The 26,963-nt window shown below is 35.6% G+C and carries 18 protein-coding genes and 1 tRNA gene; 14 read left to right on the forward strand and 5 right to left on the reverse strand.

The annotated features are described in order from the left end of the window. Window positions 1–43: 43 nt before the first annotated feature. The 4 genes from BLS89_RS02350 to BLS89_RS10535 form a co-directional block, all read right to left on the reverse strand. The gene (locus BLS89_RS02350) at window positions 44–784 is read right to left on the reverse strand and encodes a ribonuclease III family protein (RefSeq protein ID WP_092735932.1); all 741 of its coding nucleotides are present in this window, start codon (window positions 782–784) and stop codon (window positions 44–46) included. 2 nt (window positions 785–786) lie between these two features. Beyond that, complete coding sequence (gene fabF / locus BLS89_RS02355; RefSeq protein WP_092735895.1) at window positions 787–2,037, reverse strand: beta-ketoacyl-ACP synthase II; 1,251 nt, start codon at window positions 2,035–2,037, stop codon at window positions 787–789. 14 nt (window positions 2,038–2,051) lie between these two features. After that, the gene (locus tag BLS89_RS02360; RefSeq protein ID WP_002976354.1) at window positions 2,052–2,291 is read right to left on the reverse strand and encodes an acyl carrier protein; all 240 of its coding nucleotides are present in this window, start codon (window positions 2,289–2,291) and stop codon (window positions 2,052–2,054) included. Between the two features lie 105 nt (window positions 2,292–2,396). Then, the gene (locus tag BLS89_RS10535; protein ID WP_176763220.1) at window positions 2,397–2,561 is read right to left on the reverse strand and encodes a hypothetical protein; all 165 of its coding nucleotides are present in this window, start codon (window positions 2,559–2,561) and stop codon (window positions 2,397–2,399) included. A gap of 699 nt (window positions 2,562–3,260) precedes the next feature. Between BLS89_RS10535 and BLS89_RS02365 the strand changes: the two genes are divergently transcribed. From BLS89_RS02365 to BLS89_RS02395, 7 genes are all read left to right on the forward strand, one after another. Further along, window positions 3,261–3,938 (forward strand): porin family protein, encoded by a 678-nt coding sequence (locus BLS89_RS02365; RefSeq protein ID WP_092735896.1) that lies wholly within the window; start codon window positions 3,261–3,263, stop codon window positions 3,936–3,938. 121 nt (window positions 3,939–4,059) lie between these two features. Next, window positions 4,060–4,761, forward strand: coding sequence for a hypothetical protein (locus tag BLS89_RS02370; protein WP_092735897.1), 702 nt, complete (start codon window positions 4,060–4,062; stop codon window positions 4,759–4,761). Between the two features lie 239 nt (window positions 4,762–5,000). Continuing rightward, window positions 5,001–6,779, forward strand: a complete 1,779-nt coding sequence (gene rpsA / locus BLS89_RS02375) for a 30S ribosomal protein S1 (RefSeq protein WP_092735898.1) — start codon at window positions 5,001–5,003, stop codon at window positions 6,777–6,779. A gap of 274 nt (window positions 6,780–7,053) precedes the next feature. After that, a complete protein-coding gene (locus BLS89_RS02380) occupies window positions 7,054–7,494 on the forward strand; it encodes a MarR family winged helix-turn-helix transcriptional regulator (RefSeq protein WP_092735899.1) in 441 nt (146 codons plus the stop codon). Between the two features lie 22 nt (window positions 7,495–7,516). Beyond that, window positions 7,517–9,922, forward strand: a complete 2,406-nt coding sequence (locus BLS89_RS02385; protein ID WP_092735900.1) for a 3-hydroxyacyl-CoA dehydrogenase NAD-binding domain-containing protein — start codon at window positions 7,517–7,519, stop codon at window positions 9,920–9,922. A 69-nt stretch (window positions 9,923–9,991) separates the two neighbouring features. After that, complete coding sequence (locus BLS89_RS02390) at window positions 9,992–11,170, forward strand: thiolase family protein (RefSeq protein WP_092735901.1); 1,179 nt, start codon at window positions 9,992–9,994, stop codon at window positions 11,168–11,170. 29 nt (window positions 11,171–11,199) lie between these two features. After that, complete coding sequence (locus BLS89_RS02395; protein WP_092735902.1) at window positions 11,200–12,975, forward strand: acyl-CoA dehydrogenase family protein; 1,776 nt, start codon at window positions 11,200–11,202, stop codon at window positions 12,973–12,975. A gap of 111 nt (window positions 12,976–13,086) precedes the next feature. Here the strand turns inward: BLS89_RS02395 and BLS89_RS02400 are convergent. Beyond that, window positions 13,087–13,173, reverse strand: a tRNA-Ser gene (locus BLS89_RS02400). Between the two features lie 501 nt (window positions 13,174–13,674). Here BLS89_RS02400 and BLS89_RS02405 point away from each other — a divergent pair. From BLS89_RS02405 to BLS89_RS02435, 7 genes are all read left to right on the forward strand, one after another. Then, window positions 13,675–15,066 carry a type III PLP-dependent enzyme domain-containing protein gene (locus BLS89_RS02405; RefSeq protein WP_092735903.1) on the forward strand — a complete coding sequence of 464 codons (1,392 nt, stop codon included), beginning with the start codon at window positions 13,675–13,677 and terminating at the stop codon, window positions 15,064–15,066. 140 nt (window positions 15,067–15,206) lie between these two features. Then, the gene (locus tag BLS89_RS02410; RefSeq protein ID WP_092735904.1) at window positions 15,207–15,743 is read left to right on the forward strand and encodes an RNA polymerase sigma factor; all 537 of its coding nucleotides are present in this window, start codon (window positions 15,207–15,209) and stop codon (window positions 15,741–15,743) included. After that, window positions 15,733–16,389 (forward strand): hypothetical protein, encoded by a 657-nt coding sequence (locus tag BLS89_RS02415; RefSeq protein ID WP_092735905.1) that lies wholly within the window; start codon window positions 15,733–15,735, stop codon window positions 16,387–16,389. The genes BLS89_RS02410 and BLS89_RS02415 overlap by 11 nt, the downstream gene beginning before the upstream one ends. A gap of 16 nt (window positions 16,390–16,405) precedes the next feature. Further along, window positions 16,406–17,503: a porin family protein gene (locus BLS89_RS02420; RefSeq protein WP_143017710.1), complete on the forward strand. Its 1,098-nt coding sequence runs from the start codon at window positions 16,406–16,408 to the stop codon at window positions 17,501–17,503. Window positions 17,504–17,891: 388 nt separating this feature from the next. After that, window positions 17,892–20,153: a type I restriction-modification system subunit M gene (locus BLS89_RS02425; RefSeq protein WP_092735907.1), complete on the forward strand. Its 2,262-nt coding sequence runs from the start codon at window positions 17,892–17,894 to the stop codon at window positions 20,151–20,153. Window positions 20,154–20,159: 6 nt separating this feature from the next. Further along, on the forward strand, window positions 20,160–21,512 hold the full coding sequence (locus BLS89_RS02430; protein ID WP_092735908.1) for a restriction endonuclease subunit S: 1,353 nt from the start codon (window positions 20,160–20,162) through the stop codon (window positions 21,510–21,512). A 985-nt stretch (window positions 21,513–22,497) separates the two neighbouring features. Then, entirely contained in the window at window positions 22,498–26,955 is a 4,458-nt protein-coding gene (locus BLS89_RS02435; RefSeq protein WP_092735909.1) for a S8 family serine peptidase, read from the forward strand. Window positions 26,956–26,963: the final 8 nt, after the last annotated feature.

The raw sequence follows: 26,963 nt of genomic DNA on the forward strand, positions 1-26,963 counted from the left end.
ATGATTATCGTAATAAAATCTTATTCCATTAACTTATTTAATGCTATACTATTTTTACTTTCTTGTTTAATGCATAAAAAGCTCTTTGAGCAACCTTTTCTTCTGCCTTTTTTTTAGAAGTTTCGGTAGCCGCAGCTCTTTGATTTCCATTGATAAAAATCACGGATCTGAAAACAACTTGCTTTGAAGGTAAAATTTCTTCTTTCGTTTCGTAGTTCAGCGTCCATTTATTTTTTTGGCACCATTCTAAAATCAAACTTTTATAGCTTATAATTTTATTTTTCAGTCTATCCATTTCTGCCTCCGGAATGATACGGGACAATACAATTCCCTTACAAATTTCGTACCCAAAATCCATATAAACAGCACCAATAAAAGATTCCAAAAGATTACCGGAAAGATCTTTGCTATGCTTAAACCCTTTTTCCTCTGAAATCAAACACCGAAGTTCCAGTCTCTCACCTATTTGATTGAGGTTTTTTCTATTAACAATTTTTGATTTCATCTGGGTAAGAAATCCCTCGTTGCCATTAGGATAATGTTCAAAAAGATAGCACGAAATAATACTACCGAGAACGGAATCTCCGAGAAATTCCAAACGATCATAGTTATTCCTTCCAAAAGAAGTCTTTAACGAAAAAGCTTCTTTATACCAAGACAATTCTTTTGGACTAAAACCTATAATTGTTCTAATCTTTTCAAATAAAAATCTGTCCTCTTCTAGTAAATATTGTTTTTTGTGGGCTTTAGAAAGTAATTTGGTAATCTTCCTGACAATATCCATAGCTATTTTTCCACTCTTCGGAATAGTACGCAAGCGTTATGCCCACCAAATCCAAAAGTATTACTCATTGCTACATTTACATTTTTCTCCACAGCTTTATTGAATGTAAAATTGAGACGGCTGTCTATCTTCTCATCATCTGTAAAATGATTGATAGTAGGCGGAACGATATTATGGATAATAGTCCCTACCGCTGCAATAGCTTCTATAACCCCTGCTGCACCAAGAAGATGCCCGGTCATAGATTTTGTGGAATTGATTTGAATATCATAAGCATGCTCTCCCAACAATTTAGAAATAGCATTAGATTCTGCAATATCTCCCAACGGCGTAGAAGTCCCGTGCATATTGATATGATCGACCTCATCTGTAGTAATTCCGGCGTCTTCCAAGCAATTTTTCATCACGAGATAAGCCCCTAAACCTTCCGGATGCGGTGCCGTCATATGATAAGCATCTGCACTCATACCACCACCCTTAAGTTCGGCATATATAGTAGCACCTCGTTTTACTGCGTGCTCATATTCTTCAAGGATAATACATCCTGCACCTTCACCTAACACAAAACCATCTCTATCTTTATCGAAAGGTCTGGATGCTGTTATAGGGCTGTCATTTCTTGTAGACAGAGCCATCATAGCGTTAAAACCACCTACTCCACTTGCCGTTACAGCCGCTTCCGAACCTCCGCAGACAATAACATCTGCTTTCCCCAGCTGGATAAGCATTTTAGAATCTATAATCGCATTGGCAGATGATGCACAAGCAGAAACTGTCGTATAGTTAGGTCCGTGAAAGCCATACTCTATAGAGATATGTCCAGGTGTAATATCGGCTATCATCTTTGGGATAAAAAACGGATTAAAACGAGGAATATCTGTATTAGCCCAACCTAAAACTTCTTTTTCAAAAGTATCAAGTCCGCCAATACCAGATCCCCAAATCACTCCTACTCTATTTTTATCCACTTGATCCTCTATAATACGAGAATGCTCGACAGCCTCTCTAGCCGCCACCAAACCAAACTGCGTATTACGATCCATTTTTTTTGCCTCTTTTTTGTCAAAATAGTCCAACGCATTGAAGCCTTTGACCTCACAAGCAAACTTAGTTTTGAAATTAGAGGCATCGAAAAGAGTAATCGGAGCAGCTCCGCTCTCACCCTTTACTAGGTTTTCCCAATATTGTTTAGCGTTATTGCCTATAGGCGTAACAGCACCAAAACCGGTAACGACTACTCTTTTCAATTCCATAATTAATTTTTTATTTACTTGTTAACCACTTCTTCAATATAAGCGATAGCGTGACCTACTGTAGTAATTTTTTCAGCTTGATCATCAGGGATCTGAATATTAAATTCTTTTTCAAATTCCATAATAAGCTCTACAGTATCCAAAGAATCTGCGCCTAAATCGTTAGTGAAACTAGCTTCAGGAGTTACTTCTGTTTCCTCCACATCCAACTTATCAGCGATAATCGCTTTTACTCTTGATGCAATGTCTGACATAATAATTATTTTTAAAATTTATTCAGTTGCAAATATATAAATTTTAGTAATAATTCCACCCATTTAAATTATTTTTTTCCACAAAATTATATTTATCTATTTATTTCACTTATAAAAAACACACGCAGTATAGTGGGTATTGTCCATCTTGGAACAGCTTTCCTTCATGTCCTTATCGTTCATATCAATCCGCTGATGCCACATCTCATATCTGTGCTCGTCGTACATATTGATGAGGGTATCCAAATGGTCGATCAAAATTGCATACACCTTTCCGTCTTAGAACGATGTCAAAGACACAAAACTCTACTCCTCGAAAAGCCATGTCTTGAAGTTCTCTTCGTAAGTATACCATGCTTCATCCTTAAAATACCTGCCAAATATTTACTCGTATAGGGAAATGTTGATGTTCTATAACCAACTTGATATAAAGCTTTTTCAATAAATTCTTACTACTATTATAAAAGTATAAAATTCTTTAACAACACTTTTGGCACATTATGACTTCCATTAAATTAATCTCAGAATTGGGTCTTAGAAAATCTTTTTTTATTGATGCTTTTCTTTATAATTATATTGTAAGAACTTAATCTTAATCGATGATTATTTATTTCAATCTTCTTCTAAACATTTTTATCTTCAGTATCTAAATCTTCTATTAATCTATATTCAGAAATACCTGTACAATATAATCCTCAATACAAAATATACAACTTTCTAAAACGAAATATGTATTTTTTTACAAAATAAAATAAAAAAGAGTTTTTTTTGAAATCACTAATGCTTTAAATATTTAGAGTCTCCTAAAGGAGACATTATTTATAAGTTATAAATCACTAGTATTCTAAAGAAAACTTTATACCTTTTCTTTAGAAATCCTACTATATAGTTGTAGTAAAAATTAAATTTTTAACAATTTTAATTATTTAAAAAAAACTATAAATTTGCATAAATAAAAAAATAATTAAAATGAAAAAGATTTTCTTAGTTGGTGCTTTAGCACTATTCAGTGGTATGAACGCACAAGTTAAGTACGGTGTAAAAGCAGGATATAATTTGTCAAACATCAGTGCAAAAAGCACAGCTTCTAGTGTTAGATTTTTATTAGGAAACAAATCTGGGTTTAATGTAGGAGGTTTTGTAGAATACGGATTAGGGAATAATTTGAGCTTGCAGGGAGAAGTTCTTTATAGTAATGTAGGAGCTAAACTAACCGTTGACACTGATAAATTAAATGAGGAACAATTGAGAAATTTACCAGAAATAGAAGAGCTAGACTTCAAAAAAGCGAATGCTACTCTTTCTTTAAGCCAAATTTCAGTACCGGTATCTTTGAAGTATACATTTGATAAGTTTTCAGTTTTAGGCGGTTGCACTATAAATTTCAAAGCAGGAGCGAAAACCAAACTTGAGTTAGATGGTAAAAGTATAGATACTAATGAAGATGTGGATATAGACGAAACTATTAAATCACAGCTTTCTTCCGCTAATTTCGGATTACATTTAGGTGGAGAATATATGTTTAATGACAATGTATTTGTAGACGCAAGATATAATTTTGGAGCTTCCAGTCTTAATAAAAACTTTACAGACTATGTAAATCTTAAACAAAGATATTTCCAGATGAGTATAGGATATAAATTCTAGTATGTGAGAAAAACTACATACATAAACTTAACAAGAGTCGTATCAGCTTATTGACGCGGCTCTTGTTATTAACCTTAACTCATATTTTTTGAAATACCCATACTCTTTCTGCTTTTTGTCAATGGAAAACAAAGCCATATTGGTATTATTTACGATATTGTTTCTTTCTTGTAATGCCCAGCAGCAGAAAAAGTCTAATGTGTTATTAATATTGGGAGGGAATTGGTCCCAAATAGAGGCGTCTTCTCCTTCGGCAACTTCTTTGGTATTAACATCAGGCAATAAAATAGGCTATTTTATAGAAGTAGGAAAAGAGTATAGTATCTTTTCCAAACGCTTAAGTTTAGAGGTTTCTGCTAAATTTTCAGAGACAGGCGGGCATATAGACAACAACGCCTATTTTCTCAAAACCAACTTATCAAACGATATTGAAAAATACAAAAATGCTAAGCTGAAATTATTCATTTACGAATTTAGCAGCGGAATAAAACTAATACACTCTTATCAGGCAGTCAAAGTATATATGGGAATTCAATCCTCGTTATTGTTTTTGGGAAGATATACAGAAAAAAACATAAAAGAAATCCCTCCCCAAAAGGACTCTATTCCTAATAAAAAAGATATTGATAAATTGATCATAAAAATCCATCATCCCTCTTTCAAAACAGAAATAGGAATGAGATTTAGCTTAGATACAAAATATTTCATAGACTTTAGTTGCCATTTTCCATTGCAGCCTTTATTTGTAATTTACAATAATAACGGCCTTATCATAAACATAAAAGAATCTTATATGCAGTTAGGAATAGGGATTAAAATCTAAGTTTTTTCCCTTTTTTGATTTTGTTTTCATTTAACGAAAATGTTATTGAACACTTTAATTATATTTTTCGCTTGTTTTTATCTTTAAATATCTGTTTATCAAAAAAAATATCCTATATTTGCACCGCTTTTTGTGAACCATTTGAGCCGAAGCAATTATTGTAAAATAACCCACTTCAAAAGCCACTTTTTCACATAAGGCTCAAAAAAAGTGCTGCTTTTGAATACAAATTTTTAATTATGTCAGAAAAGACAAAACAACAAGAAGAGGTTCTAATGAACCAAAATGTATCCCCTGAAGAATTTGACTGGGATTCTTTCGAATCTGGACTTAATGCTGAGGACAGAAACGAAAAACAAGAATTGGAAGCCATTTACAAAGGCTCTCTTAACGATCTTACGGAAGATGATGTCATCATCGGAAAAGTAGTAAGAATGACAGACAAAGAAGCTATTGTAGATATAGACTTCAAGTCTGAAGGTGTAATCTCTCTTAACGAGTTCCGCTACAATCCTAATCTGAAAGTAGGTGATGAAGTGGAAGTAATGGTAGATAAGAGAGAAGACAAAACCGGACAGCTGCACCTATCCCACAAAAAAGCGAGAATGCTGAAAGCTTGGGATAGAGTAAATCAATTCCACGAAAGCGGCGAGGTTGTAAACGGATTCGTGAAATCCAGAACTAAAGGCGGTATGATTGTAGATGTATTCGGTATAGAAGCTTTCTTACCGGGCTCTCAAATCGATGTGAAGCCTATTAAGGATTATGACCAATTCGTAGGTAAAACTATGGAATTCAAGGTAGTAAAAATCAATCCTGAATTCAAAAATGTGGTAGTATCTCACAAAGCTCTTATTGAAGCTGATATTGAAGATCAAAAAAGAGAAATCATCTCTCAGCTTGAAAAAGGTCAGGTATTGGAAGGTACCGTTAAAAATATCACTTCTTACGGAGTGTTTATCGACCTTGGTGGCGTAGATGGTTTAGTACATATTACAGACCTTTCTTGGAGCAGAGTCAATCATCCTTCTGAAATTTTGGAAGACGGACAAACCGTAAAAGTAGTTATCCTTGACTTTGATGAAGACAAAACAAGAATCCAATTGGGTATGAAGCAATTGGAAGCCCACCCATGGGATGCTCTTGATGAAAACCTAAAAGTAGGTGACAAAATCAAAGGTAAAGTAGTCGTTCTTGCAGACTATGGTGCTTTCGTAGAAGTTGCACCAGGCGTAGAAGGACTTATCCACGTATCTGAGATGTCTTGGTCTACGCACTTGAGAAGTGCTGGAGATTTTGTAAAAGTAGGAGATGAAGTAGAAGCTCAAGTATTGACTCTTGACAAAGAAGAAAGAAAAATCTCTTTGGGTATGAAACAACTTACCCAAGATCCGTGGACCAATATCCAAGACAAATATCCTGTAGATTCTAAACATACCGGTACTGTAAGAAACTTTACTAACTTCGGTGTGTTTGTAGAATTGGAAGAAGGTATAGACGGACTTATCTATATATCTGATCTCTCTTGGACTAAGAAAATCAAGCACCCATCTGAGTTCTGCAATGTAGGCGAAAAAATGGATGTGGTTGTATTGGAGCTTGATGTAGATGCAAGAAGGCTTTCTCTGGGACATAAACAGCTTACAGAAAACCCTTGGGACAAATTTGAGACTAAATATGCTGAAGGAACAGTACACACAGGTGTAGCTACAGAGGTATTTGATAAAGGTGCTCAAGTGAAGTTTGAAGATGCAGAAATAGAGGCTTTCTGCCCTTCTAGACTATTAGAAAAAGAAGATGGCTCCAAAGTTAAAAAAGGAGAAGAAACAGAATTCAAAGTAATTGAGTTCAACAAAGAATTTAAAAGAGTGGTGGTTTCTCACACCGGATTGTTCCGCGAAGAAGAAAAGAAAAATATGAAGGAAGCTGCTGCTAAATCTACTGCTGAAGAGAAAACCACTTTAGGAGATATAGACGCACTTGCGGAACTTAAAAAGAAAATGGAAGGAGGTAAATAAACTTCTTCTTATATTCTGAATATCAATTGGAAAAGAGCCTATTTTCTTTTCCAATTTTTTTTTGTACTGAAATTGAGGTAACTCTCAAACTATCTTATTTTATAATTTTTAGAACAAATTATCTTAAAATTTCATTATATTATGCTGTGAATATTTTTTATAATTTTGTATATCATTAGTTTACAAAAAAAATATATTTACAAAACTATTATGCATGCATAATATTTATTATCTTTGGAAAAAACAATTTAGCTCCTTATAATCTAACATAAAGATGATAAAGAAAATGGATAATATAGATCTTATTCTAAAGTCTACATGGTTGGCAGTTTCTAAAATGTATGCAGAACTTGCTCAAAAGCATAATTCTACTACAGTACAGGCTCTTACACTTCTGAAAATAGATCCAAAAAAAGGAACGCGAAGTACCAACCTGGGACCTAAAATGGCTATTGAGCCCACTTCTCTTACCAGAATTATCAAACTTTTGGAAGACAACGGCTATATCTATAAAGAAAAAACAGATCTGGATAAAAGAGAGGTCATCATAAAACTAACAAAAAAAGGATTGAAATCCAGGGATTTATCAAAAAAAATGGTTCTCGATTTTAACCAAACCATTACTGATAAAATTCCCACTCATAAGTTAGAAATTTTTAAAGAAGTAATGAACGAAATCTTGCAAACGGCAAACGATTTGAATAACAAAAAATAAGTTTAACCTAAATCTAAAATAAATGAAAAGAAGAATCAATCATGTAACGGTATTAGGCTCCGGAATAATGGGTTCCGGTATCGCCGCCCACTTTGCCAATATAGGTGTAGAGGTGCTGATGCTGGATATTGTACCCTCTGAGCTTACCGAAGCAGAACAAAAAAAAGGACTAACCAAGGAAGATAAAGCGGTAAGAAATAGAATAGCAACAGAGAACCTCGAAAAGCTGAAAAAATCAAATCCTGCTTTACTCTACTCGCCTAAGTTTGCCGAAAGAATTAAAGTCGGAAACTTTGACGACGATATGCAGAAAATAAAAAATACAGATTGGATTATAGAAGTGGTAGTAGAGCGTTTGGACATAAAAAAATCTGTTTACGAAAAAATAGAACAATACAGAAAACCTGGTACTTTGGTCTCTTCCAATACTTCCGGAATTCCTATACATATGCTTACCGAAGGGCGTAGCGAAGATTTTAAGCAATATTTTGCCGGTACGCATTTCTTTAATCCGGTAAGGTATCTTCCTCTTTTAGAGATTATTCCCACAAAAGACACGGCACCGGAAATTATAGATTTTTATATGAACTATGGTGCTAAGTTTCTCGGAAAAACGACTGTTCTCGCCAAAGATACCCCAGCTTTCATAGCCAATAGAATTGGGATTTTTGGGATAATGAACCTTTTCCATAATGTGAAAAAATTAGGACTGAGTGTTTCAGCTATAGACAAACTCACAGGTCCGGTGATAGGACGTCCAAAATCGGCTACATTTAGAACGGCAGATGTGGTGGGGCTGGATACTTTGGTGCATGTGGCAGAGGGGGTCCACCGCAGTGGCATAGAGATAGATAAATACAAAAACCAGTTTGTATTGCCGGATTTCATTGAGGCTATGATGAAAAATCAATGGCTGGGATCTAAAACCGATGGCGGATTTTACAAAAAAGTAAAAGATGCAGAGGGGAAATCTTTAATCCTTGAACTAAACCTCGGAACATTAGAATACGAAGAACAAGTAAAAAACAGCTTCCCTACATTAGAACTGACCAAGACGATAGAAAAACCGATAGACCGCTTTAAAGTTTTAATAAATGGTAAAGATAAAGCTGGAGAACTATACAGAAGTATGCTGGGAGCATTGTTCGCCTATGTATCCGACAAAGTGCCAGAAATATCCGATGAAATCTACAAAATAGATGATGCTATGCGTGCAGGATTCGGCTGGGAAAACGGTCCTTTTGAAATTTGGGATGCCGTAGGAATAGCCAAAGGGATAGAGTTAGCAAAAGAAGCCGGATACGAAGTCTCTGATTGGGCTAAAAAAATGACAGAGAAAGGGGAAACTTTCTATAAAGTAAATGATGCCGGACAGAAAACATTCTTTGATGAGAAATCTAATGAATATCAGTCTATTCCAGGACAAGAGGCATTTATCATCCTTGATAATATCAGAAAAAATAAAACACTGTGGAGTAATTCCGGCTCTGCAATTCAAGATTTGGAAGATGGTATCATCAATTTTGAAATCAGGTCTAAAATGAACTCTCTCGGCGGAGAAGTTCTCGACGGACTAAATCGTGCCATAGACCTCGCAGAAAAAGAATACGACGGACTGGTAATTGCCAACCAAGGAGCTAATTTCTCGGTAGGCGCAAACCTTGCGATGATTCTAATGATGGCGATTGACCAAGATTGGGACGACCTCAATATGGCAATTGCTTATTTCCAAAAAACAATGATGAGGGTTCGCTACTCCTCTATTCCTACGGTGGTAGCCCCTCACGGACTTACCTTGGGTGGCGGCTGCGAGATAACAATGCACGCCGACCGCGTAGTAGCAGCAGCAGAGACTTATATAGGGCTGGTGGAGTTCGGTGTAGGCGTTATCCCTGGAGGTGGCGGCTCTAAAGAATTGACACTTAGAACCATGAAAAAATTGCATAAAGATGATGTAAAAAACAATCGTCTGCGAGATGCCTTTATGAATATAGCGATGGGTAAAGTGGCGACTTCTGCATACGAGGCTTTTGATATGGATATCCTTCAGCACGGAAAAGATTTTGTGGTCGTCAATAAAAATAGACAAATCGCAGAGGCTAAAAAAGTAGCATTGCTAATGGCTGAACAAGGCTATACCAAACCTATTGAGCAACAAGTAAGAGTTTTAGGAAAAGAGGCCTTAGGAATGTTCTATGTGGGAACAGACCAAATGTTGGCCGGAAACTTCATCTCTGAGCACGACAAGAAAATCGCCGACAAGTTGGCGTATGTGATGGTAGGAGGTAAACTCTCTGAGCCTACAATGGTATCCGAACAATACTTGCTCAATCTGGAAAGAGAGACTTTCTTACAGCTTTGCGGAGAAAGAAAAACATTGGAAAGAATCCAATATATGTTGCAAAAAGGAAAAGCATTAAGAAATTAAAAATAATAAAACTATATTGAATTAAAATTCAGTATAAATACAAAATATAATTTACAAAATTACAATAGTATGAAAACAGCATACATAATCAAAGGATATAGAACCGCAGTAGGAAAAGCACCAAAAGGCTCGCTGCGTTTCACCCGCCCTGATGTGATGGCAGCCACCGTTATCCAAAAGCTAATGGCAGAAATTCCGCAATTGGACAAAAACCGCATAGACGACCTCATCGTAGGAAATGCTATGCCTGAAGCAGAACAAGGGCTTAATGTTGCCAGACTTATCTCGCTTATGGGGCTTAATACCGACAAAGTTCCGGGAGTTACCGTCAATAGATATTGTGCTTCCGGTTCGGAAGCCATTGCCATAGCATCAGCAAAGATACAAGCCGGAATGGCAGATTGCATCATCGCAGGAGGTGTGGAAAGTATGAGCTACATTCCAATGGGAGGCTACAAACCGGTTCCGGAAACCGATATTGCAAAATCTAATCCCGATTATTACTGGGGAATGGGCTATACGGCAGAAGCTGTAGCCAAGCAGTATAATATCTCTAGGGAAGAGCAAGATTTATTTGCCTTTGAATCTCATCAAAAAGCATTAAAAGCTAACGCAGAAGGCTATTTCACAAGTCAAATAGTACCTATTTCGGTAGAATACAACTATTTGGATGAAAACCAAAAAATGCAGACAAAGAAGTTTGACTTTATGGTAGATGAAGGACCAAGAAAAGATACTTCTTTGGAAGGTTTGGCTAAACTGAAACCGGTTTTTGCTAATGGCGGTACAGTAACGGCAGGGAATTCCTCTCAAATGTCCGATGGAGCTGCATTCGTAATGGTAATGTCCGAAGAAATGGTGAAAGAACTCGGCTTGCAGCCGGAAGCCAGATTGGTATCTTATGCCACAGCAGGACTTGAGCCGAGAATAATGGGAATGGGACCTGTGTATGCTATCCCGAAAGCATTAAAACAAGCCGGGTTACAGATGAAAGATATTGAACTGATTGAGCTAAATGAAGCTTTTGCTTCTCAGTCTGTTGCCATAAAAAAAGAACTTGACCTAAACCCAGAAATTCTAAATGTAAATGGAGGTGCTATTGCTCTGGGGCACCCATTAGGCTGTACCGGAACGAAACTTACTGTACAGCTCTTAGATGAAATGAGAAAAAGAGGCAGTAAATACGGAATGGTAACAATGTGTGTAGGTGCAGGACAAGGTGCAGCCAGCATCATTGAACTTCTATAATATATTACTAACTTAAAAAAAATAACATTATGAACAATATCAAAGGAGGAGAATTCCTCGTAAAAGAAACAGAAGCGAAAGATATTTTTGCAATGGAAGACTTTTCGGAAGAACAAAGAATGCTGCGAGATGCTGCAAGAGATTTTATTGACAAAAAAGTCGTTCCGAATAAAGAGCGTTTTGAAAAAAAAGACTATGCCTTCACAGAGGAATGCATGAAAGAAATAGGCGACTTGGGCTTTCTCGGAATAGCAGTTCCGGAAGAGTACGGCGGCTTAGGAATGGGCTATATCTCTACCCTACTGGCATGTGATTATCTTTCCGGAGCCACAGGATCTTTGGCCACAGCATACGGTGCACATACAGGGATTGGGACTTTGCCAATCTTACTCTACGGAACAGAAGAACAAAAGAAAAAATACCTTCCCGATTTAGCAGCAGGAAACAAATTCGGAGCATATTGCCTTACCGAACCGGATGCAGGCTCTGATGCGAACAGCGGTAAAACCAAAGCCCGTCTATCCGAAGACGGTAAACACTATATCATCAATGGGCAAAAAATGTGGATTTCTAATGCCGGATTTGCAGACACATTTATCCTTTTTGCTAAAATTGATGATGATAAGAATATCACAGGATTTGTAGTCAATCGTTCCGAATTGGAAAACCCTGAAAGCCTTACCTTAGGAGAAGAAGAACATAAATTGGGTATCCGAGCTTCTTCTACCCGCCAAGTGTTTTTCAATAATATGAAAATACCGGTGGAAAATATGCTAGGAGAGAGAAACAACGGATTTAAGATTGCACTTAATGCCCTCAATGTGGGAAGAATAAAACTTGCAGCTGCGTGCCTTGATGCCCAAAGAAGAATCCTTAATTATAGCACCTCATACGCTAATGAAAGAAAACAATTCGGCGTTTCTATCTCTACTTTTGGAGCAATCCGTAAGAAAATAGCAGAGATGGCAACCAATATTTTTGTAAGTGAGGCAGCCACTTATAGAGCAGCAAAAAATATTCAAGATAAAATAGACGAACTTATAGCCGAAGGCAAAAACCATCAAGAAGCAGAGCTAAAAGGTGTAGAGGAATTTGCGGTAGAATGCTCTATTCTAAAGGTTTTCGTATCAGACCGCTTACAGGAAGCTACCGACGAAGGTATCCAGATCTACGGCGGAATGGGCTTTTCTGAAGATACTCCAATGGAATCGGCTTGGAGAGATTCAAGAATTTCCAGAATTTATGAAGGTACCAATGAAATCAACCGCCTGCTCTCCGTGGGAATGCTTATCAAAAAAACAATGAAAGGTCATATAGACCTGATGTCTCCTGCAATGGCTGTCGGTAAAGAGCTAATGAGTATCCCGTCATTTGAAACTCCGGATTATTCAGAGTTTATGAGTGAAGAGAAAGCAATGATTGCCAAGCTGAAAAAAGTTTTTCTAATGGTCTCCGGAGCCGCCTTACAAAAGTATATGATGGACATTGATAAACAGCAGCATCTATTGCTCAATGCCTCTGAAATTCTCAACCAAATCTACATTGCAGAATCTGCCATTTTAAGAGCAGAAAAGCATTATACCGAAAGTTCCGTAGAGGCTGCTATGGCACAGCTTAACCTATATAAAGCAGTAGAAAAAATTATTGTAGCTGCGAAAGAAGGCATTGTTTCCTTTGCCGAAGGAGACGAGCAGAGAATGATGCTTTCTGGGCTTAGAAGATTTACCAAATATACCAATATGCCGAATGTAATTGCACTAAGCGAAAAAATAGCTGCCCATTATGTAGAAAAAGGGAATTATTAAACATACCTTTAATTTTGTTTTAAAAACCGTCTAAACTATAATTTAGGCGGTTTTTATTCTAAATCTCAAAACAAAAAATCCATTTCAAAATTTTGAATGAAATGGATTTTGCAGAAAGGAAGGGATTCGAACCCTCGATACGGTTACCCGTATACTACCTTTCCAGGGTAGCCTCTTCAACCACTCGAGCACCTTTCTAAATTGATTTTGCAAATATACAAATTTAATCCTATTTCCCCAAAATATTTCTAAGATACATTCAACCAACCAATGCGACACATTGATAGAGGTATATGGATGAGCAAAGTAAAATCTGTTTATAGCTTTCTTGCAATCTTTTGATGAAGGCAAACTCAGCTTCCAAATAAGCATTTAATGCGTATCTTTGTGCTAAAGTTAATTGACCCATTGTTATTTTTGTTTGGAAAATAAAGATTAAATATTTTACTTTACAAGAGAAAGATTTTTTTGTTTTTTCTCTTTTTTTAAGAATCTTCTTAATAAAAATAAAACTTCTATCTCATTTGCTACTTTTTATATTTGAACTTAGGTAATTATCATAATTAAGTACTACACACACTTGTTCCCTATTGTTTCACTTTTAAGCCTTAAAAAAATCATATAAAGATAATAGCTCCAATATGGGATAAAACTCATTTTTTTTTATCATTTTTGTACCACCTAATTTTTAATCATAAAATGAAAATAAAATATTCCGAGCTTATAGACCAGACCCTCTACTTTCCTCAAGAGGAATTTACCTACGACAAAGAGAGCCTGCATTTCCACGATATCAATCTAATGGAAGTAGTAGAAAAATTTGGAACTCCACTTAAAATAAGCTACCTTCCCAAAATATCTCAGAATATACAAAGGGCGAAAAAATGGTTTGCAGAAGCCATCGTAAAAAATGAGTATAAAAACAATTATCGCTACTGCTATTGTACCAAATCCAGTCATTTTTCTTTTGTACTCGAGGAAGCTCTGAAAAACGATATTAGTATGGAAACTTCTTCGGCTTTTGATATGGATATTGTAAAGAAACTTTATGAAAAAGGCAAAGTCGATAAAGAAATAGAAGTCATTTGCAATGGATTCAAAACCGATGATTACTTATCCAAAATCTCAGACCTTATCAACGATGGATTCAGGAATATAACTCCTATATTAGACAATTATAGAGAGCTAGACAAACTTACCGAAACCATTGATGAAACTTTCAATATCGGAATAAGAATAGCTTCTGAAGAAGAACCAAAGTTTGAATTTTATACTTCAAGATTAGGCATTGGTTATAAAGACATTATACCCTATTACAGCCAAAAAATAGCAGAACACCCAAATGCCCGTCTCAAGATGCTGCATTTCTTTATCAATACTGGAATAAAGGATACTGCCTACTATTGGAACGAATTATTCAAATGTCTGCGTGTGTATGCTCGCCTCAAGAAAATTGCACCGGAAGTAGATTCCCTCAATATTGGTGGCGGATTTCCTATAAAAACTTCTCTTAATTTCGACTACGACTATGAATATATGGTCAATGAAATCGTTTCCCAAATCAAAAAATTCTGCGAAGAAGAGGGCGTAGAAGAGCCTAATATCTATACCGAATTTGGGTCTTTTACAGTGGGTGAAAGCGGTGCCAATCTCTACCAAGTCATCAGCCAAAAACGCCAAAACGACAGAGAAAAATGGGATATGATAGACAGCAGCTTTATGACTACCCTACCCGACACTTGGGCAATTTCCAGACATTTCATTATGCTACCGCTCAACCGCTGGGAAGATACTTACGAACGTGTTTTCTTGGGCGGCCTCACTTGTGATTCCGATGATTATTACAACTCCGAGCAGCATACCAATGCCATCTATCTCCCCGTATTTTCGGATACACGACCTTTATATATAGGTTTTTTCAATACCGGTGCCTACCAAGAGAGCATTAGTGGCTATGGCGGTGCCCACCACTGCCTGATTCCTCAGCCTAAGCATGTATTGATAAAAAAAGACGAGGAAGGGAATTTGATTTACGAAGTTTTCCGCGAGAAACAAACTCCGGAAGATATACTAAAACTCGTTGGGTATTAGGATATAAAAGTATTTTTAGTTAATTTAGTTCTCTCAAATTAAATTTGAGGATAGGATTATTTTTTCGGGTAATTAAGATTTTTTTCTTTCCCGAGGCAACCTTTTCCAATAACTTGCGTCTTATAAGTAGAAACGATGAAATGAAAACGGATTTTAGGGACATCTATAAAAAAGCAATCCACCAAGACCGATTGGCACAAAAGGAAATATACGAAATATTTGCCCCAAAAATGCTGGCTATAGCACACTCTTACACCAGCAATATCCACGATGCCGAAGATGTTCTGATGCAGGCTTTTTGTAAAGCTTTCAAAAAATTAGAAACTTGCAAAAGTGCCGAACTATTTCCGGCGTGGCTTCGCAGGATTGTCGTTAATGAAGCCATAAGTTTCATCAGAAAAAATAAACATTTGCTCTACATAGACCGCGATATCAGTGATGATACGATTTATGATGAAGAAATGGATATTGAAGAAAATTGGGATATTGAGGATATTATTAGTGAAATGCCTTTGGGCTACAAAACCATATTCAATCTATTTGTATTTGAAGAAAAAAAACATATAGAAATAGCCCAACTTCTGAACATTAGCGAGAGTACAAGCAAAAGCCAATTGATGAAAGCCAAAAAATGGCTGAGAGAATTTTTACTAAAACACAAAAGCAATGAAAAATAATAATTATACCCCACTGAAAAGTGCATACGAAAAAAGACAAATGATGCCGTCTGAAAACCTATGGGAGAAAATAAAGCAACAGATGGACAATCAACCTTTTAGAACACCTAAAAAGCAACTTCTGTGGTGGCCGTATGCAGCCGTATTGACTCTAACTGTAGGGCTGGGCATTCTATTTTTCATTAATGATAAAAAAGAAAATATTCCCCCAAATGTCTTAGTACAAACCACTACTAAAACGGAGCAAACAAAAAAGGAAGAGCCTTCTACAAACATTATTGCAAAAAATAATGATAAGAAAGTAGAATACCGGAACGACAAGAATTTTGCTATTGCCAAAAAATCCGACAAAATAAAAAATGATGATAGTACCCATCCTACTTTGATAAAGAAAAAGCCAGACACTTCCATCGCAAAAAGAGCAGAGGACACCATACACACAAGGGCTTTAGCTGAGAACAAAAAGCAAGATGTAGAGGAAAAAGAATACATTAGTGCAGATGACTTACTTTTCGGAAGAGAACTGGACAAACAAAGAGATATAGAGAAAAAGAGTCCGACTAAAATGGTTTACAAATCTCCTAAAATCTTTTCTAAAAACATGGAAATATTAGGTATTCCTATCTATTCAGAAGATAGTAAATAATTAAAACCCTTAAAATATGAAAACAAAATTATTTAGTGTCATACTCGGTATGGCGGCATTGGGAAGTTTTGCCCAAAACACAAGTAGCTACGAGTCTCAGATGAAATCCTACACTCAAAAGATTGACAGCATCACAATGTCTGAAAAATCAAAAATGAACAAGGAATTGGACTCATTGGAACACACGGCTAAAATTCAGAATTTGCCTAAAGATTCGGTCTTTACCATAAAACATCGCATCGCTACCAAGTACAAAAAAAACATCAATGAAAAGATTTCAGTACAAAGAACCGAACTGGACAAACTGACCAAAGTACGCGTGAAAGATATCATAATGGGGAAAAATGATACTATAAAGAAGAAAGATATAAGTCTCGTTATTGGCGGATGGAATATTAGTTTTAAACCACAACCACCCAAAGCTACTAAAGACTTTACAAAATATCTAAGCAAAGATGGATGGGAACTTACTTATTCTTTCTTGAACTTAGTAAACACTACAGGCAACTTAAATCCTTTTCCCGATAACTCTCAGATGCGTACGGGTAACAGTCATAGTTTCCAGCTGACAAGATATTGGAAAAAACAAGTAGGCAGCTTTAGCAGCCCTTTATTCGTGAGATTTGGATTAGGCTTTCGTTCGGACACTTATATGCCTAAAAGACCAATGGTTTTTGTAGAAGACCAAAATCAAATTATACTAAAAGATTTCACACTTGGCAGCCTCAAACGCTCTAAATTCAGAAATAATTATTTAGTCATTCCCATTGAGCTGAAATACTATCTCTCTCCTACCTATGAAACTTTTGACGGCGTAAGGTATATAAAACCCAATAAATCAACATTTAGCATAAGTGCAGGCATCTATGCCGGTGTGAAGCTGAGAAGTATTATTAAAGTAAAGTATTATGATGACAATGGCAAATTCAAAAAATACACAAACAAAGTGGATAACGGCGTTAATCCTTTCCTATTCGGTGCTAAGCTTGGCTTAAGCTACAAGAACCTTACATTTTTCATAGAAAAAGATTTCACTCCTATATTTAATAAGAATGCATTGATTCCAAATAAAAACGCTGTTCAGATAGGCGTTGTACTGGTAGGGCTTAATTAACAACTAAAAGCCTAAGATTATTAATTTAATCTTAGGCTTTTTAATTCAACTATTACAATAGAGGCATAAGTAAGCGAAAAAAAGTGAAACTAATTAATAAAACGACAGATTAATAATTAGTTCAAATGTAAGTGCAAGCCTCCGGTTTTCCAAAAAAAAGACAGGAAAAGACAAAGTTGAGTTACCTATTCGTTACCGAAATGCTTACAAAGGTTTTTTGTTAAAGGTTTATATTTCAGTGCTTTTTTTGCCAAATTAGGCTTGTCTCCTTCATTAGATTTGCAGAACAGCTGGGTTAATATAAATGTTTAATAATGAAGTTTTTTATTTCATTCACCATATAATGATATTCTGTATCTTTGTGCATCTCATAATGCAAATGTAGTTTATGGAAATAGAAATAAAAGACAATAAAATAAAAGCTCCTCTAAAAGGTAAAGATGTTTGGTTAGTATTAAAACCAGAAGAAAAAGTAAGACAGGAATATATTTGTAGACTGGTCAATTATTATGGTTTTTCAATTGAACAGATGGGGCAAGAAATTAAGGTGAATAACTCCCAAAGAGGGCAAGGACGTGCTATGGCAGATATTGTAGTGTGGCGTAGTAAGGAAGACAAGGAAGATAAAAAAAGCCCTATTATTGTTGTGGAATGCAAAGCAGAACACATAACTATTAGAGAGGAGGATTATTATCAAGGATATAATTATGCTGCTTGGGCTGGGGCAGACTTCTTTGTTACAACCAATCTCAAAGAAACTAAAATTTTCAAAGTTGTAAAGGGAAAAATACCCCAAAAATTAGAAGAGGTGGTGAATATCCCTAAGGCTGATATTGTGAAGAATGAAAACAAAATCAATTCACTATTAAAACAGACTAAAGCCTTCACCAGAGGGGAGTTTTCAAAACTATTATTCAAATGCCATAACATCATTCGTAATAACGATAAACTTTCTCCAGAGGCTGCCTTTGATGAAATCAGTAAAATTCTATTTATAAAAATCCGATACGAAAGAAATAATTCTGAAAATCAAATTTTCTCAGAAGAAGCCTTTAAGGCAGACAAAGCCAGTTATGAGAAATATAAACCAAAAGAGGGTAAAGATTTCTATCAATTTTTATTTGAACAAACCAAAGAAGATTTTAAAGATGATGACCTGTTTGAACCTAACGAAATTATTCGTATCAGAGAAAACAGTTTTGAAGCCATTGTCAAAGAATTAGAAATATACAATCTATCAACCACTTCAGACGATGTAAAGGGGATTGCTTTTGAGGAGTTTTTGGGGAGAACTTTCCGTGGAGAGCTCGGGCAGTTCTTTACCCCACGAACCATTGTTGATTTTATGGTAGAAGTACTCGACCCACAAGAAGAAGAGGTAATGTGCGACCCCTGTTGTGGCAGTGGTGGCTTTTTGATTAAAGCCTTTGAATATGTAAGAGCCAAAATTGAGAATGAAATACATCAAGCAAAAGAAAAAATAAAAACGCAATACTATAATGAAACTTACGAAAAGGCTAATGAAAAGAAAAAAGAACAGATAGACCAGATTGTAAATGATTTATTTACGAAACTCAATACAGAATTAGACATCAACAACCCCAAGAGTAGAATACGAAAGTTGAGTTATGATTGTATTTTTGGTACCGATGCCAACCCAAGAATGAGCCGAACAGCCAAGATGAATATGATTATGCACGGAGACGGACACGGTGGAGTTCATCATAACGATGGGCTATTAAATGTAAATGGGATTTTTGAAAATCGATTTGATGTTATTCTAACCAACCCTCCTTTTGGCAGCAGAGTGGAAAAATCACTTAAAATCACCGAGGCAGATAAATATACAGACAGAGAACGCATAAAAAAATATCAAGAAAGATACGGCGATGCTTATGATAAAGCATTGGAACAAGTCAATAAAAACATAAACAAACCGCTACTTAGTTTATACGAAACAGGCAGTATGAGTACGCTTACAGAGGTGTTATTTATGGAAAGGTGTTTAAACTTATTAAAACCAGGCGGAAGAATGGGAATCGTTTTGCCAGAAGGTGTTTTGAATAATACCAACTTGCAGAAGATAAGAGATTTTGTAGAGCGTAAAGCCAAAATATTATTGATTACTTCTATTCCGCAAGATGTTTTTATCGCCAGTGGAGCAACGGTAAAACCCAGTTTGCTATTCTTAAAGAAATTTACCGAAGACGAGGCAAAACAGTATAATAAAATTGCCCAAAAAGCAAAAAAAGAAATTACCGAAAAATACAAACCCCAAACCCAAGCTATAAAAGATAAATTAGCACTTAGAGGAAAAGAAGCATTGCCCAAAGACGAAAAAGCAAAACTAAAAGAAGAACTCAAACAAATACAAGCCACCATCGCCAGTGAAATAAAAGCACAAATAAAAGTTGAGTTTAATTACCAAGTACCTATAGCAGAGGTAGAAAAAGCAGGTATAAGTACTACGGGGGCAAAAATAGAAAATGAGTTAATACCTTTGGCGAAAGATTTTAAAACATATAGAGAAACTGAAAAACTATGGGATATTCCTCTAAAAGAAATGACTTACCCTGTAGAAAAAGACGAGATTAGGCGTGTGCGAATTGATAACAATGTGGCATCGGAACCCGAAATTTTTTATAATTAATTGGATATGAAGCAAACCGTTGATTATAAATATTTGAATTTTGTACAATTTAGCTCTATTGACAGTTGGAGTATCTATGCTATATTAGGAAAAGGGTTAGTATATACAAATAAATATCCATTTGTAGAAATTGGTAAATTCTTAAAACGGAATAAAACGCAAGTAGAAATTCAAAATGGTGTCATATATAAAAGACCCACTATTAAAATCAATGCTAAGGGTATAACCCTTAGAGACGAAGTTGATGGTATAAACATAGGGACTAAAAATCAATTTAGAATAAAAGAAGGACAGTTTTTACTTTCAAAAATTGATGCTCGAAACGGAGCGTTTGGAGTTGTACCTAAGGAGTTAGACAATGGAATAATAACAGGTAATTTTTGGACATTTGATGTAGATTATTCAAAAATAAATCCTGTCTATCTTATGCTATTAACAGGAACAAAAGAATTTCAAAAATTAAGTCAGTCTGCTAGTGTTGGAACAACTAATAGAAATTACCTCCAAGAAAAATTATTTTTAAATTTTAAAATCCCACTACCAAGCCTTGCCGAGCAAGAAGCCATAGTAAAAGCCTACCAAACAAAAATACAACAAGCCCAAGATTTAGAACAACAAGCCCAAAACTTAGAACAAGAAATTGAAAAGTACTTTTTAAATGAGCTGGGATTAGAACCTTATAAATCAAAAGAAAAAATTAGAGGTTTAATGACAATAGATTTTCAAGATCTAGAAAGGTGGGACTACTTTTCATCAGACATAATGATAAATCAAGAAATAAATAAATCAAAATTTCCACTTGTTAAAATTGGGAGTGTTTTTTCATTTGTAAAAAGAAGTTTTAATAAAAATAAGTATAAAAAAGAGACTTTTGAATATATTGAAATAGGTGCTATTGATCCAATTAAAGGTATTCTAAAATCAAAAAAAGTATTAGCGAGTAAAGCTCCAAGCAGAGCAACCCAATACATTAAATCTAATGATTTAATAATTGGTACTACAAGACCATATTTAAAAAAATTTGCCATAGTTACTGATAAACATGATAATAGTGTTTGCTCATCAGGTTTTTCTGTTATAGAAGAAAGCAATAATTATTTTTTGCCCTATTTATTACAATTCCTAAAGTGTACTTATGGCATAGAACAATTAAAAAATAAAATGACAGGAGGTTTATATCCCGCAATAACTGAAGGGGAGTTAAAAGAGATTAAAATACCTTTTCCAAATGTAGCTAAACAAAAGGAAATAATGTCTTTAGTTAAGAAAAAAGAAAAAGAAATTAAAGATAACATTCTTAAAAATATTCAACTAAAACACCAAGCCGAGCAAGAATTTGAACAAGCCCTATTTAACTAAGTTATGAAAATAAAATACTATATATAATGAAATGAAAGCCCCTGAAAAACGAATGCTTCCCACTGAAAAATGATATTTTACCGTTTATAAACGATGTTTTACCCCTGAAAAATGAATGCTTCCCACTGAAAAATGATATTTTACCGTTTATAAACGATGTTTTGCCCCTGAAAAACGGATGATGACTATATTTTATTCATTTTTCAGTGAATAGATAATAAAATTCAGTGGAAGTGATTAAAGTTGTTTTCTACAAAATCACGGAACGAATACAAAAAATCAAATCTATATTCTAAAATCAGAGACATGACGGACTTATTATTTGATTGTCTAAAAAAATAATATCATTAGATTATTAATAGAAAACAAATTAAAAGGATTTTTTTCATGTTTATAAACTTTGATAGATTTTTTGAGGTGAGTCAAAAAAACAGGAGATTCTTATATCAAGGATTATAAGATATCAAACGGCGCCATTACTATTCATTTAGTTTTAGATGATGATGCTCTGAATTGATTTTCGAATTTGAATCAATGATTATCTTGACATCGGCCATCTTCCGAATAACTATGGTAAATTCCGGAAAAACTACTATTCCCGAGTCCGCTTTTTGTCATCTTATGCATTCCGCCAATAGAAGAGTAAGATATATCATATTTATTAATAACTGTTAAAATACAACGATATGTGTAAATGTACTCATATAAAAAATATTTTTAATTGAAAATATTTTTTTTACAAAATAAAACGATAATAATGATAATTTAAAAATAACATAAGCTTGCCTCTATTCTCCTTCCATAGGAATAAAAAAAGAATTTCAAGAAAAACATACATTACAAAATTATCGGTAAAAAACCATTTTTATTAAACTATTCTTATATTAAAAAAAATTATATTTACTTATTTTTATAATAAAACTTGCTCAAATAAAAAATATATTTATTTTTGTAAATCATTTTAAACAACTTAAACCATTTTATTATGAAGAAATCTATTTTGGGGAATTTAGATTTTAGCTTAAATGCTAAGACCTTAATTCCAATCGCAGCAGGATTTTTGTTTGCACCTTCATTTTTGTATTCGCAAAATAGTGTGCAAATAAAAGAAATCCAAAAACGCTCTAATCTAAAAGAATTAGGGAAACTAAGTCAAAATTTCAAGAGAAATACTTTGACTATCAAACAGCTTAAGACAAAAGCTAAACAGCTCAATGTGCCTTTTTCGGGAAAATCTAATGGAAAGTATTTTCAGCTTCAAGGTTTCACTAAAAAAGGATACCCTCTCTACTACATCACTCACAACGAGGGAGCTGCCATCGGTACAGGAGTAAACAAACTACGCCCTGGTGCCGGCTATTTCAACCTTGAAGGAACTGGTATGACCGTTTACGAATGGGACGGCGGAGGCGTACTGACCTCTCACCAAGAATTTCAAAACAGAGTAACCCAAATAGACCAACCTAATGAACTAAGTGACCATGCTACACACGTTGCAGGTACTATGGTAGCTGCCGGAGTAGATCCTCTCGCAAAGGGTATGGCACCTAAAGCAAGACTAAACGCCTATGACTGGAATAGCGACGAAGATGAAATGACAGAAGCCGCTATCAATGGAGCACTACTATCTAACCACTCTTATGGATACAACGGAGGGTTTGTTTACAATCAAGATGCAAGAGCTTGGCTTTGGATGGGAGACGATGAAGATACAGAGTTCAAAGGCTGGGGACAATACTCTGAATTTGACAAAAACTGGGATCTAATTGCTCTTAACGCCCCTTTTTATTTACCTGTAAAAGCTGCAGGAAACCCAAGAGGAGACGGTCCAGAACCAGGAGGCGTACACTATGTGTATGATCCGGCAACAAGAAAGTGGAAGCAATCTACCAAAGTACGCCAAAAAAATGGTGGAGATGACGGATTTGATTCCGTTTTGTTTGGGGCCACAGGTAAGAATATCTTAGTAGTAGGAGCTGCTCATAAAATAGACAAAGGATACCAAAAACCTTCCGATGTTACAATGGCTAGTTTTAGTGGTTTTGGACCAACAGACGATGGGAGAATTAAACCAGATATATCCGGTATCGGGGTAGGACTTCATTCTTCTATATCTTCAGGAGACGACAAATACGGAGTACTAAGCGGAACCTCAATGGCCTCTCCAAATATTACAGGCTCTCTCCTATTACTCCAAGAGCATTACAAAAATGTAAATGGATCATTTATGAAGGCCGCTACTCTAAAAGCGTTAGCTATTGCTACAGCCAATGAAGCAGGCGAAAATCCGGGACCCGATTATGCTTCGGGATGGGGATTGCTAAATGCTTACGAAGGAGCTAAAGCCATTACACTAAACGGAAAATACAGCTTGATACAGGAGAAATCCCTCCAAAATCATCAAAGCAATGAAATAGAAGTTACGGCTTCAGGAAATGAACCTTTGAAAGTAACTATTGTATGGGCAGACCCTGTACCTGAACAACTTAGCGATGAGGATAAACTTAACGACAGAACGCCTATGCTCGTAAATGATTTGGACATCAGAGTCGTAAAAGTAGGAGGCGATGGAACAGAGTTTATGCCTTGGAAACTAGACCCTGAACACCCTGCTAATGCCGCTACAAAAGGAGATAATGTGGTGGACAATGTGGAACAAGTCGTAATAGACAATCCTGAAGCCGGTGCAAAATACAAAATCATCATCAGCCACAAAGGAGATCTTAAAAAAAATACCGTTGCACTAAATGATCAAGGTGAAAACGTTACAAAATTAGTAGGTACCTCTTCACAAGATTACTCTATTGTAATTAATGGAATTAACGAAGGTGTTAAAAAAGATTTAGCACTCACTGCCGTAACCGTAAATGCAGATCGTGCAAATTACACCCAAGAGACTCCTATAATTTTTGCAATGGACAATGTGGGTACAGAATCTGTCTCCGGAGCCAAATTATTTTATGAACTCATTGAAAAAGGAGACTCTGGAAATAAAACCGTAGCTTCTGGTCTAAAAGACATCCCTGCTATAGCAAGAGGAGCGAATACAGAAGTTGTAGTAAATCTAGATTTATCCAAATCTTTTGTAGACTATACGATTAAAGGGAAAATCGTTTACTCCGAGGATCAGATAGATATTAATAACGACGCCCAGCAAACAGCCTATGGTATATTGGCAGACTTGACGCCAGATGACTCTAAACACTACTTCGGCTACGAAGATAATATGGAGAAAAACGGCTGGACAAGCGAAGATATCGATAAAGATGGTAGAACATGGATAGAGTACTCCAGTGCCAGACTTGCCCACTCGGGTTCATCTTTTGCAGTAAACTTCCCTAATAACAAGTCTACCGATGATTGGATATTCTCTAATCCATTAAAACTCAAAAAAGATGTATTGTACAGAGTGGTATTCTATGGTTCTAAATTCCAAGCTCTTGATGAAGCAATCTCTGTAGCTATCGGAAACGAACCAAAATCTGCAGCAATGACTAAAGTTCTGGCATCTGATGTTAAGGCAAGTAATAATGGTGAATACAACAGATATTCTTATGAATTTAAGGTTGATTCTGACCAAGTTGCTTATATAGGTTTCCACCACAAATCGGCAGATGGAGAAAACTCTTATGCATACGCCCTTGACGATGTTACATTTGAACACGCAGAAGGGAAGCCTTCCGTAGAATTCAAAGCAGATAAGCTGAAAGCAAACTCTTTTGAAACAATATCGTTTAGCAACTCTACAATAATAGCTTCTACACAAGAACCTGCGACTTACAAATGGACATTTACACCTTCTACGGTAACATACCAAGATGGTACTACAGATGCCTCTAAAGAACCTAAAGTAGTCTTTAACGAGCAAGGTACATACTCTGTGAAATTAACTGCTACTAACTCTGTAGGGCTTAGTGATTTTTCTGAAAAGCAAGACTATATCGTTATCAAAAATACAAATACAAAAGCTAATTTTAAATTATCCAGTAGCTCTATCTTTGAGGACGAAACTGTAACATTCACTAATACATCCACAGGCAACCCTGCTCCTGACGAGTTTAAATGGACTATTACGCCTTCGGAAGGAGTAAGCTATGTAGGCGATACCAAAGATTCCGATGCCAGCCCTACAGTAAAATTCAGTAAATCCGGAATTTATACCGTTTCTTTAATGGCAAAATCTCCATATAACTCCGATACTAAAGTAGTGGAGAATGCTATAACTGTCAACAGTCTACACGCTCCTGTAAGAAACCTTGCCTATACACGCGAGGATAAAGATGTAAAACTTACATGGGACAGACCTATAATGCTTCCTGTATTTGAGGAAGGATTCGAAGGAGAAGAAGAAGTAATGCCGGCAGACTATACCATATTGAATGAAAACGAAGATGAAAAAACATGGCAAGTAGGTAAAGCTGCAAATTCAGGAATTTACGGTGCCGTATCATTTTCTTGGTATCTTAAACCTCTTACTCCGGATGATTGGTTGATCACTCCTAAAATTAGTGGTGGTGCAGAAAATGTGAAGTTTTTCCTTCAGAATCCTTATGCCGAGAGATACGATGTTTATTTAGTAGAAGCACCAGCATCTGGTGCACTGCCATCACTTGACGAACTAAAACAAGGCCATATATTGTTGACTGATGAAGCAGCTACGATAAATAAAAGTTTTGTAGAAAAATCGTTTGACATCAAGGAACTTGGCAAAAAAGATTTCTTCTTGGCGTTCCATCATAGAACTAAGAAAACTGATAACAGTTTCTATTTAGCAATAGACGACATATCCATAGGATATGATAATTCTACAAACTCTGACGGAAGCAATACAAGAGTAAGAAAAGTTTCTTTGGCACCAATAAGCAAACCTTCTTTGGACTACAAAGCTATGATAAAAGAAGGTAAAGAAATTATTTCGATGAAAGAGTTGGAACAATCCAAATCTGTAGAAGCTATCAATCTTTCTACTAAAAAAGAATTTGGAGCTACCAACCTACCGAAACTGTTGGGCTATCAAGTTGAACGAAATGGTGAGTCCGTTGAATACAATACTGATTACAACAAAAAGTATTATGACGACACATTGTCTCAAAACGGAACATACACTTATGATGTTTATGCTTTGTACTCTGACGGAAAAACTTCGGAAAAAAGAACCGTAATCATAGATATTCAGAACCTATCTACTTCTGAAACTTCTGCAAATGATAGACTTAAAGTTTATCCTAATCCGTCTGATGGCAGATTTACCGTAGAAGGAGTATCTGATGTAACGGGAATGAAAGCCGCAGTTTATGATATGAGTGGTAAACAAATCTTATCAAACGACTTCAAAGGCAATAAATTTAACCTAAATCTATTGCAATACCCTAAAGGTGTTTACATCTTGAATGTTGTGGATAATAATGGTAAGAGACAAAATGTAAAACTTATCATTAAATAATCTGGAGT

It is taken from the genome of Riemerella columbipharyngis, assembly GCF_900101995.1.
Lineage (GTDB): Bacteria > Bacteroidota > Bacteroidia > Flavobacteriales > Weeksellaceae > Riemerella > Riemerella columbipharyngis.

Excerpts from the sequence above, each read along its gene's own strand:
- BLS89_RS02410 (WP_092735904.1), top strand. The coding sequence starts at position 15,207 with ATGAAAACGGATTTTAGGGACATCTATAAAAAAGCAATCCACCAAGAC.
- BLS89_RS02415 (WP_092735905.1), top strand. The coding sequence starts at position 15,733 with ATGAAAAATAATAATTATACCCCACTGAAAAGTGCATACGAAAAAAGA.
- BLS89_RS02425 (WP_092735907.1), top strand. The coding sequence starts at position 17,892 with ATGGAAATAGAAATAAAAGACAATAAAATAAAAGCTCCTCTAAAAGGT.
- BLS89_RS02390 (WP_092735901.1), top strand. The coding sequence starts at position 9,992 with ATGAAAACAGCATACATAATCAAAGGATATAGAACCGCAGTAGGAAAA.
- BLS89_RS02360 (WP_002976354.1), bottom strand. The coding sequence starts at position 2,291 with ATGTCAGACATTGCATCAAGAGTAAAAGCGATTATCGCTGATAAGTTG.
- fabF (WP_092735895.1), bottom strand. The coding sequence starts at position 2,037 with ATGGAATTGAAAAGAGTAGTCGTTACCGGTTTTGGTGCTGTTACGCCT.
- BLS89_RS02350 (WP_092735932.1), bottom strand. The coding sequence starts at position 784 with ATGGATATTGTCAGGAAGATTACCAAATTACTTTCTAAAGCCCACAAA.
- BLS89_RS02435 (WP_092735909.1), top strand. The coding sequence starts at position 22,498 with ATGAAGAAATCTATTTTGGGGAATTTAGATTTTAGCTTAAATGCTAAG.
- BLS89_RS02385 (WP_092735900.1), top strand. The coding sequence starts at position 7,517 with ATGAAAAGAAGAATCAATCATGTAACGGTATTAGGCTCCGGAATAATG.
- BLS89_RS02365 (WP_092735896.1), top strand. The coding sequence starts at position 3,261 with ATGAAAAAGATTTTCTTAGTTGGTGCTTTAGCACTATTCAGTGGTATG.
- rpsA (WP_092735898.1), top strand. The coding sequence starts at position 5,001 with ATGTCAGAAAAGACAAAACAACAAGAAGAGGTTCTAATGAACCAAAAT.
- BLS89_RS02395 (WP_092735902.1), top strand. The coding sequence starts at position 11,200 with ATGAACAATATCAAAGGAGGAGAATTCCTCGTAAAAGAAACAGAAGCG.
- BLS89_RS02405 (WP_092735903.1), top strand. The coding sequence starts at position 13,675 with ATGAAAATAAAATATTCCGAGCTTATAGACCAGACCCTCTACTTTCCT.
- BLS89_RS02380 (WP_092735899.1), top strand. The coding sequence starts at position 7,054 with ATGATAAAGAAAATGGATAATATAGATCTTATTCTAAAGTCTACATGG.
- BLS89_RS02370 (WP_092735897.1), top strand. The coding sequence starts at position 4,060 with ATGGAAAACAAAGCCATATTGGTATTATTTACGATATTGTTTCTTTCT.
- BLS89_RS02430 (WP_092735908.1), top strand. The coding sequence starts at position 20,160 with ATGAAGCAAACCGTTGATTATAAATATTTGAATTTTGTACAATTTAGC.
- BLS89_RS02420 (WP_143017710.1), top strand. The coding sequence starts at position 16,406 with ATGAAAACAAAATTATTTAGTGTCATACTCGGTATGGCGGCATTGGGA.